This window comes from Microbacterium sp. (assembly GCF_049661145.1).
Lineage (GTDB): Bacteria > Actinomycetota > Actinomycetes > Actinomycetales > Microbacteriaceae > Microbacterium.
This window is the reverse complement of the sequence record NZ_JBASZT010000227.1, coordinates 1-9443: the sequence shown is the minus strand read 5'-3', so window position 1 is coordinate 9443 and position 9443 is coordinate 1. Positions and strand designations below refer to the sequence as shown.

Here is a 9443-nt window from a genome sequence, read left to right as displayed (position 1 = left end):
CCCGTGGCATGGCCGGGGCGACGACGCTCGGGCAGGCGCTCGCGGGAGCGTTCGCGTGGCTCGTGCCGGGCGTACTCGTCACCGGGGTCGTCTTCGCCGGCGCCGTCGTGATCGCGGTGCGCCTGCTGTCGACCGGGCTCACGGAGGGCATCCATCCGGTGCGCAGTCGCGTCGGCTGGCAGGCGTGGACGGTCGAGCGCCTGCTCGACTCGGCACGCACGATCCTCTTTCCGCTGTACTCGAGTCTTTTCACTCCGGTGTGGCTGCGCATGCTGGGCGCGCGCGTCGGCCGCGATGTGGAGGCATCCACCGTCCTCCTGCTGCCGTCGCTGACGCGCATCGAAGACGGCGCCTTCCTCGCCGACGACACGATGGTCGCCTCCTATGAGCTGCACGGCGGATGGATGCGTCTGGGCGAAGTCCGCATCGGCAAGCGTGCCTTCCTCGGCAACTCGGGCATGGCCGCTCCCGGACATCGTGTGCCCCGCGACGGCCTGGTCGCCGTGCTGTCGTCGGCTCCGGCGAAAGCCAAGCCCGGCTCTTCGTGGCTCGGATCGCCGGCTGTGCGGCTGCGCCGGCTGTCGGCGGAAGGCGACGAGTCGCGAACCTATCGACCCCCGGCTCACCTCAAGCTCGCGCGCGCCCTGTGGGAGTTGTGCCGCCTCGTGCCGGTCGTGGTCACGTGCGCGATGGGACTTCTCGTGCTCTTCACGCTCGCGGGGCTGATCGGGACGCTGGGACTGGTCTGGGCGATTCTGTTGTCCGGCGTCGTCCTCTTGGTCGCCGGTGCCATCGCTGCGGGGGTGTCGACCCTTGCGAAATGGCTGATCGTCGGGCCGATCCGCGCCGGCGAGCACCCGTTGTGGTCGAGTTTCGTGTGGCGCACCGAGGTCTCCGACACCTTCACCGAAATGGTCGCAGCTCCCTGGTTCGCCCGTGCCGCCGCCGGGACGCCGGCCCTCGCGGTCTGGCTGCGGTCGCTCGGGGCAAGGATCGGCCGCGGCGTGTGGTGCGACAGCTACTGGCTCCCCGAGCCGGACCTCGTCACGCTCGGCGAGGGTTCCACCGTCAACCGCGGCTGCGTTGTGCAGACGCACCTGTTCCATGATCGAATCATGAGCATGGACACCGTCGAACTCGAACCGGGGGCCACCCTCGGTCCCCACAGTGTCATCCTCCCGGCCGCCTCGATCGGCGCGCACGCGACGGTAGGACCGGCATCCCTTGTCATGCGCGGTGAATCCGTCCCGGTCGGATCGCGCTGGAGCGGAAATCCCATCGGCCCGTGGCGTGCCGTCAAGGTGCGCGCCTACCAGTCGACATCGTGACGGTCCGCGACCCCTATGCGCCTGAGAGCGGCGACCTGAGCTTCGACGTCGAGTCCTACGACCTGCGGTTGCAGTACCGCGTGCGCAACAATCGCCTCGAGGGTCGTGTGGTCATCAACGCCGTCGCGGCCGTGGCCGTCTCGGCTGTCAGCCTCGACCTCATCGGACTGCGCGCGACGCGCCTACGTGTGGACGGCGACCGTCGCACGCGATTCGCGCAGGGTCCGCGCAAGCTCCGGGTGAGCCTGCCCCACCGCATGGCGCCGGGGGAGCGGTTCTCGATCGAGATCGTCTATGCCGGTTCGCCGTCGCCCAGGCGCTCACGGTGGGGCGCGATCGGGTGGGAGGAGCTCGAGGACGGCGCCCTGGTCGCCTCGCAGCCGACCGGCGCGCCGACGTGGTTCCCCTGCAACGACCGTCCCGACGACCGCGCCCGCATGCGCATCGAAGTGACGACGGATGCCGGGTACGTCTCCGTCCCGACGGGACGACCCGTTTCGCGGACCGCGGCGGGCGGCCGGGTGACGGTGACGGCGCAGTCCGACGTGCCGGTGGCGACGTACCTGGCCGCGGTGCACGTCGGCCGATACGAACAGCGACCGCTCGCGGGCGACGACCGCGTGCGGGTGTTCGCGCCTCCCGCGCTGCGCGGCCAGGTCCAGGGGGCCTTCGCCGACGTGCCCCGCATGCTCGCGGTCTTCGAGCGGGACTTCGGCCCGTATCCGCAGGAGGACTGCACCATCGTCGTCACTCCCGACGAACTGGAGATCCCGCTCGAGGCGCAGGGTCTGGCGGTCTTCGGCGTCAATCACCTCGCGCCGCACGAGCAGCGCCTGATCGCGCACGAGCTCGCGCACCAATGGTTCGGCAACAGCGTCGGCATCGGGCGCTGGAGCGACATCTGGCTCAACGAGGGCTTCGCGTGCTACGCCGAGTGGGTGTGGTCGGAAGCCTCCGGCGGTCCCACCGTCGCGGAGAAGGCGGCGAAGCACCACGCCCGGCTGCGTGCGCTACCCGAGGATCTCTTGCTGGGCGACCCGGGCCCCGATCTCATGTTCGACGACCGCGTCTACAAGCGGGGCGCGCTCACGCTGTTCGCCCTGCGCTGCGCCGTCGGCGACGCCTCCTTCGCCCGCACCCTGGTCGACTGGACGGCCACATACCGCCACACCCTCGCGTCCGGCGAGGACTTCCGTGCGCTGGCATCGCGCGTCGCGGACGCCGACCTGGACGCGCTGTTCACGGCTTGGCTGGATCAGCCGCTGCTCCCGCCGCTCCCGTCGCCGGCAGCGCGCTGACCCTCGCGCGGATCAGCCACCCACCGCCACGGCGACGAGTACGCCTGGCGGCCCGGTGACCTCGCGGCCCGAGTACACGGTCGCCGTTCCGGGCAGCCGCGCCTGCCAGCCGCCTCCGGCTGTCTCGGCGACGACGACCTCTTCCGGGTTCACCCGCAGGCCACGGCCGTCCGCTTTCACCGCCGCTTCGATGCGCACCCAGTGCAGCAGCCCGCCGGGCACGGGACCCGCGCTGTCGCGGACGGGATCGACGAGCGGCTCGGCATCCATCCCGAACGCCGCCACCGTCGCCGGAAGAATCGCCGCGACGGCGATGCCGCCCGCGTAGCTCACCGACGCGAGCCACGGCGCCCCCGCGATACGCACCGGCCCGTGCGGACTGCCGCACCGCGCGCAGGGGTTCGACAGCTCGGCATCCGCGTGGCCCGCCTCGGCGAGCAGGCCCCGCACCAGGTCCCAGGCGATGGCGCGGCGGGCGATCCGTTCCGGTGGACACGGCGCCCACGCGAGACGCAGCTCCCGCACTAGATCTTCGGCTCGTGCGTCTCGATCGCCACGATCCCGGACCCCGGGTTGGTTGCCGACAGGTGCGCGACGGAGAACCCGGCGGTCTCCAGCGTCGAGGCGCTGCCGAGATACGATCCCTGCATCGTGCCGGTCGCCAGCGCCATTTCCCGCAGGATGCCGGGAAGCACCGGCCCGTGACTGCACAGCACCGCGGGCTTGCCGGAGCGCACCCGCTTGCCGACGACGGCTCGCACGTCGCCCGTACCCGCCTCCCAGGCGTCCTGGCTGATCGCGGGAGTGCGGTTTACCTGTTTGCCGAGCGCCGCAGCCAGCGGCGCAAGGGTCGCGACGCACCGTACGGCGTCGCTGGAGATGAGCTTGCGCACGCCGAACGCCCGCAGCGGCCCCGCGATCGCGGCGGCTTGCTTCGCCCCGCGGCTGGTGAGCGGGCGGGCGGCATCCTCTCCATGCCACTCCTCGCGGGGCACCGCTTTGGCGTGCCGCAGCGCGATGATCGGGAACGTCGACAGCACGCCGTCGTCGACGTAGCGCACGAACTGCTCGATGATCTCGACGTCGACCGGATACGAGAGATACCCGAGTGCCCTGCGTGGCGAAACCCACTCCAGCGCCGCGATCTCCTTGTTCGGCACGAACGCGGACGCGCGGATCTGGGCATCCGTCACCTCGGCCGCCCAGTAGTGGACGATCTTCTGCCGGCCCTTCGGCATGCGATAGCGAGAGACTCCCACCGGGATGCCGAGGGCGACACGAATGCCGGTCTCCTCGAAGATCTCGCGGACAGCGGTTTCCGCGAGCATCTCACCCGGGTCGACTTTGCCTTTCGGGAGCGTGACGTCGGCGTAGGCGGTGCGGTGGATGAGGAGGATCCTGAGTTTGCCCTCCACCAGGCGCCACAGCACGCCGCCGGCAGCGTAGACGGCGGTGTCGGTCATCGCACCGCCCGCGCACGTCGCCGCCGCTGTATCTGCGTCATGGTGCGGTCCTGGAGGTCGATGAGAGGCTTGCCGCTCTCATCGACGCTGTGGCGGACCCATTCGCCGGAAGCCTGGAGGTGCCATGAACTGGTCGTGTCGCTCATCGCGAAGTCGAAGAGGTCCACGAGCTCCTTCACGTGGGCGGGGGCGACGACGCGCACGAGCGCCTCGACGCGGCGGTCGAGGTTCCGGTGCATCATGTCGGCGCTGCCGATGTACACCTGCGGATCGCCGTCATTGTGGAACGCGAAGATGCGCGAGTGCTCGAGATACCGGCCGAGGATCGAGCGCACCGTGATGTTGTCGGTGACGCCCGCCATTCCCAGCCTCAGCGAGCAGATCCCGCGCACCCACACGTCCACGCGCACACCGGCGTGGCTCGCCCGGTACAGGGCGTCGATGATCTGCTCATCGACCATCGAGTTCACCTTGATGCGGATCTGCGCGGGCCGTCCCGCCAGTGCGTTCTCCCGCTCCTTCTCGATGAGCCGCAGCAACCCCTTGCGCAGGTGCAGCGGCGCCACGAGCAGGCGCTTGAACTTCTTCTCGATCGCATAGCCGCTCAGCTCGTTGAACAGTCGTGTGAGGTCGCGGCCGACCTGCGGGTCGGTGGTGAACAGCCCGAAGTCCTCGTACAGGCGGCTGGTCTTGGGGTTGTAGTTGCCGGTGCCGATATGGCTGTAGCTGCGCAGCATCCCGTCCTCCTCGCGGATGACATGAAGCAGCTTGCAGTGGGTCTTCAGTCCCACCAGGCCGTACACGACGTGGACGCCCGCCTTCTCGAGCTTTCGCGCCCAGACGATGTTCGCGGCCTCGTCGAAGCGTGCCTTGACCTCCACGAGCACAAGGACCTGCTTGCCGCGCTCGGCGGCATCGATGAGGGCCTGGATGATGGGGCTGTCACCCGACGTGCGGTAGAGCGTCTGCTTGATGGCCAGCACATGCCGATCGCGCGCCGCCTGCTCGAGGAAGCTGACGACGCTCGTCGTGAACGACTCGTAGGGGTGGTGCACGAGCACGTCGCCCTTACGGATCGCGGCGAACAGGTCGGCGCGGCCGTTCTGCTCGGCGGGCTGGAATGCCGTTGCGGTGATGGGCACATGCGCGGGGTAGTGCAGCTCTGGGCGGTCGATCTTGGCGAGGTCGAACAGGCCACGCATGTCGAGCGGTCCGGGAAGGCGGTAGACCTCCTGCTCGGTGATGTCGAGCTCCGAGATGAGCAGATCCAGGGTGACCTCGTCCATCTGCTCGGTAACTTCGAGGCGGATGGGGGGACCGAACCGGCGGCGCAGGAGTTCGGCCTCCAGCGCCTGGATGAGATTCTCGGTCTCGTCCTCCTCGATCACCATGTCCTCGTTGCGGGTGAGGCGGAATGCGTGGTGTTCGAGGATCTCCATCCCGGGGAAGAGGTCGCCCAGGTGGTTGGCGATGAGCTGCTCCAGCGGCAGGTAGCGCGTCCTGCCGGCATCCCCACGCACGGAGACGAACCGCGGCAGCATCGGAGGCACTTTCAGACGCGCGAACTCCTGGCGCCCCGTCTTCGCATTGCGGATGCGGATCGCGAGATTCAGCGAAAGCCCTGAGATGTAGGGGAAGGGATGCGCGGGGTCCACCGCGAGCGGCATGAGGACCGGGAACACCTGGGTCTGAAAGTAGTCGTAGAGATCGTCGCGCTCCTCGTCGGACAGATCGTCCCACGACATCACCTCGACACCGGCGTCGGCGAGGGCGGGCTTGACGAGATCCAGCCATGCCCGCGTGTGCCGCACCTGCAGGGCATGGGCCTCCTGCGAGATGTCGGAGAGGACATCCTGCGGCGCGCGGCCCACATTCGTGGGTACGGCCAGGCCGGTGACGATCCGGCGCTTGAGGCCGGCGACGCGCACCATGAAGAACTCATCGAGGTTGCTTGCGAAGATCGCGAGGAAATTCGCCCGCTCCAGCACTGGCAGCGTAGGATCCTCCGCCAGTTCCAGCACGCGTTGGTTGAACGCGAGCCAACTGAGCTCGCGGTCCATGTATCGATGGTCGGGCAACTGCGAGTCTTCGATTTCGACGGACTCGTCGAAGTCGTCGTCGTCGGCGTCGCCGAGTCCCGTGTCCAGAACGTCGCTGTCGATCATCTCTTCATCATGTCAGGACGAGGTGACCGGCGCGTTAACCACGCACGTATCGGCGCTCAGGCGCGGGAGCGCTCGTGGGAGGTCGAGGTCTGGTCGTCGTCATAGACGTTGAACCGGTAGCCCACGTTGCGCACGGTTCCGATCAGCTGCTCGAGGTCGCCGAGCTTGGCGCGCAGTCGCCTCACGTGCACGTCCACGGTGCGAGTGCCGCCGAAGTAGTCGTAACCCCACACCTCGCTCAGCAGTTGCTCACGCGTGAACACGCGGGACGGATGCGTCGCGAAGAAATGGAGCAGCTGGAACTCCTTGTAGGTGAGGTCCAGCGCCCGACCGTGCACCTTCGCCGAATAAGAGGACTCGTCGATCGTGATGCCGGAGGTCTGGATGCGGCTGGAGACCTGTTCCGCACTCTGCCGACCCACTGCCAGTCGAATGCGCGCGTCGACTTCCGCAGGTCCTGCTCCGACAAGAATGACGTCGTCGACGCCCCAGTCCGTCGACACCGCCGTCAGTCCACCCTCGGTGACCACGAGCACGAGCGGGGCGTCGAGCCCGGTCGTGTTGAGGATCTTGCACAAGGATTTCGCGCCCACGAGATCGGTGCGGGCGTCCACGAAGATGACATCCGCACTGGGGGCGTTCACGAGTTGGGCGGGTTCGGCGGGGATCTGCCGCACTCGGTGGCTGAGCAACTCGAGTGCGGGCAGGACCGCCGCTCCGCCTGCGGCGGAACTCAAGACGAGAAGCTGAGCCATGCGGTCCCTTCGGGCGCGGACGACCGCGCCGTGTGACCCAATACTAGAACCTCGACTAGAAGCTCGCCGCCCAATCGACGCGCGGAGGCGATTCGCGCCGGATGCGCGCGGGGGCCCACGAGTGCGCGAGAATACATGCCATGACCGTTCCTGGGCTCGCCCCGCGCGCCGGATTCGGCGGCATCATCGCCGTCTGGGCCGCCGCCGCGGTGATCTCGGTCGTCATCGGCATCGTCGCCCCGGACGACTGGTGGGCGGCGTGGATGTCGGTCGGGTTCGCGGGCTGTCTCATCCTCGCTTTCGTCATCCAGCTCTTCGTCGGTCATCCCGAGGGATTCCTGCGTCGCGTCTCCGCGAGCGTCCTGGGAGCACTGGTCGTCATGGGGTTCTTCGGTCTGGGCCTCGGTCTCGTCAGCCTCTTCGGTTGACCCGAAGGTCTCGGCTCGCTGGGCAGATTTCCTCGCCCCCGCGGCGCGGCAGCGCCGCTGAAAAACGATGCGAAGTGTGCTCCCCTCCGTGAGCGCGGGACGGGTAGAGTGGACCCATGGACCTCGTCGCACTCGAACTCTTCTTCGTCGGGTTGCTCGCGCTCGCCTCGGTCGCCATCGTGTTCGTCTCAGGTGTCGTGATCAAGAACCTCTATCGCGGCCAGCGCTGATGCGAAGGTCCCGCCACCGTGGGCAGGTTTTCTTGCCCCATGGCGCGGCAGCGCCCCTGAATAGGCTGATCACGTGATCGATCTTCCTACCGACCTTCCGGCGGACATCGTTCCGCTGTCGTGGTTGCTCGGCGTGTGGGAGGGCACCGGCGTCATCGCCTACGAGGCCGAGGGCACCTCGTTCCGCGGCGAGTTCGCCCATCGCGTCAGCTTCAGCCACGACGGCGGCGACTTCGTCAACTACGCCGCGAGTGCGTGGCTGCTCGGCGAGGCCGGCGGCCGCACATCCCTCGTCGCCGAGACCGGCTATTGGCGTCTTGCCCGGCCCGCCGAAGCAGCGGATGCCGGGCCCGGGTTGCTCCCGGCATCCGTCGTCCGCTCCTCGCCCCGTACGGTCGACGATGTCGAGATGCTGCGAGGTGCCGAGGGAGGGTTCGAACTTGAAGTGGCGATCGTCCACTCCGACGGCATCAGTGAGCTCTATCTCGGTCAGGTGCGCGGCCCCCGCATCGATCTCGCAACCGATGCCGTCGTCCGTCCCGCCAGCGCGAAGGCCTACACGGCTGCCACCCGCATGTACGGCTATGTCGACGGGCACCTGCTGTGGGCGTGGGATATCGCCGCTCTCGGTGGTGAGCTCGCCTCGCACGCGTCCGCACGGCTGGCACGTGCCGAGTGAGCGCACGATGACGGTCGAGTTCCAGCGTGCCATCCCGGGTGCCGTCGTCGACGACCGGGGCCTCGCTCACCTCGGTGCGCCGTTGCGCGAACAGCGCGACCTCGCCGCGGGGCGCGCCCTCGCGCCGCTCGGCGATCGCACCGTGCTCGCCGTCGACGGTCCCGACCGGCTGTCGTGGCTGGACTCGATCACGTCGCAGGCCGTGGCGACGCTGCCGCCGGGTGAGAGTACCGAGTTGCTCGTGCTTGACCCGCAGGGCCACGTCGAGCACGCCGCCGCGATCGTCGACGACGGCGAGCGCGCGTGGCTCATCGTCGATGGGGAGCGTGCGGCGACCCTGTTCGCGTGGTTGAACCGGATGCGGTTCCGGCTGCGGGTGGAGGTGCAGGATCTCTCCGGTGGGACGCACGTGGTCGGCGGCACCGCCGACGCCGTCGCGGCGCTGTCGGCGCTCGCCGTATGGCGTGACCCGTGGCCGGGCGTCGCTGTCGGCGGCTGGGGCTACGCTGCCGCCGACCCGCACCCCGGCGCGGGCCGTGATTGGGTCGAAGCCGTCGTCGACGATGCGGAGTTCGCGCGGATCGTGGGTGCTGCGGCATCCGGCGATCGGATCCTTGCGGGCCGGATCGCGGCCGACGCACTACGGATCGCCGCGTGGCGCCCCCGTGCCGTCGCCGAGGGCGCGGACGGCCGCCTGCTGCCGCACGAGGCGGACTGGTTGCGCACCGCGGTGCACCTGGACAAGGGCTGCTACCGCGGCCAGGAGACCGTCGCCAAAGTGCACAACCTGGGGCATCCTCCTCGCAGGCTGGCGTTTCTGCAGCTGGACGGCAGTGAGGCGCAGTCGCCCGCGCCTGGCGCTGACGTGTTCAGCGGCGACGACGTGGTGGGCACGGTCACTTCCGTTGCGCGCCACTACGAGGAGGGGCCGATCGCGCTGGCGCTGCTCAAGCGTGCCGTGCCGATCGACGCTCAGCTGACCGTCGCGGTCGACGATGCCCGCATCGCCGCGGCGCAGGAGGTCATCGTGCCGCCGGATGCCGGGCGCGTGGCGTCGGTGCCGCGAATGCCGCGCCTGGGCCGCCGCACGGAGCAGC

General features: G+C 69.1%; 9 protein-coding genes. 5 read left to right on the top strand and 4 right to left on the bottom strand.

Features of this window, described 5'->3' with window-relative positions; genetic code table 11:
- Both WBP48_RS09685 and WBP48_RS09680 read left to right on the top strand, forming a co-directional pair.
- On the top strand, positions 1–1328 hold a 1328-nt coding region (locus WBP48_RS09685; protein WP_424439550.1), incomplete at its 5' end, for a Pls/PosA family non-ribosomal peptide synthetase.
- Positions 1325–2626, top strand: a complete 1302-nt coding sequence (locus WBP48_RS09680; RefSeq protein ID WP_424439547.1) for a M1 family metallopeptidase — start codon at positions 1325–1327, stop codon at positions 2624–2626. The genes WBP48_RS09685 and WBP48_RS09680, both read left to right, overlap by 4 nt.
- Before the next feature lie 12 nt (positions 2627–2638).
- Here the strand turns inward: WBP48_RS09680 and WBP48_RS09675 are convergent, their stop codons facing one another.
- Genes WBP48_RS09675 through WBP48_RS09660 form a run of 4 tightly spaced genes read right to left on the bottom strand, consistent with a single transcriptional unit; the run spans position 2639 to position 7009 of the window.
- On the bottom strand, positions 2639–3151 hold the full coding sequence (locus tag WBP48_RS09675; RefSeq protein ID WP_424439544.1) for a chemotaxis protein CheY: 513 nt from the start codon (positions 3149–3151) through the stop codon (positions 2639–2641).
- Positions 3151–4089 carry an NUDIX hydrolase gene (locus WBP48_RS09670; protein WP_424439541.1) on the bottom strand — a complete coding sequence of 313 codons (939 nt, stop codon included), beginning with the start codon at positions 4087–4089 and terminating at the stop codon, positions 3151–3153. Before WBP48_RS09670 ends, WBP48_RS09675 begins: the two co-directional genes overlap by 1 nt.
- Entirely contained in the window at positions 4086–6254 is a 2169-nt protein-coding gene (locus WBP48_RS09665) for an RNA degradosome polyphosphate kinase (protein WP_424439538.1), read from the bottom strand. Before WBP48_RS09665 ends, WBP48_RS09670 begins: the two co-directional genes overlap by 4 nt.
- A 56-nt stretch (positions 6255–6310) precedes the next feature.
- On the bottom strand, positions 6311–7009 hold the full coding sequence (locus tag WBP48_RS09660; protein WP_424439535.1) for a response regulator transcription factor: 699 nt from the start codon (positions 7007–7009) through the stop codon (positions 6311–6313).
- Positions 7010–7149: 140 nt separating this feature from the next.
- On the opposite strand from WBP48_RS09660, the gene WBP48_RS09655 reads away from it, so the two are divergent.
- The 3 genes from WBP48_RS09655 to WBP48_RS09645 all read left to right on the top strand — a co-directional run.
- Positions 7150–7437, top strand: coding sequence for a hypothetical protein (locus tag WBP48_RS09655; RefSeq protein WP_424439532.1), 288 nt, complete (start codon positions 7150–7152; stop codon positions 7435–7437).
- Positions 7438–7740: 303 nt separating this feature from the next.
- Positions 7741–8346 carry an FABP family protein gene (locus WBP48_RS09650; protein WP_424439529.1) on the top strand — a complete coding sequence of 202 codons (606 nt, stop codon included), beginning with the start codon at positions 7741–7743 and terminating at the stop codon, positions 8344–8346.
- A 7-nt stretch (positions 8347–8353) separates the two neighbouring features.
- A partial coding sequence (locus WBP48_RS09645; RefSeq protein ID WP_424439526.1) for a YgfZ/GcvT domain-containing protein occupies positions 8354–9443 on the top strand: 1090 nt, incomplete at its 3' end.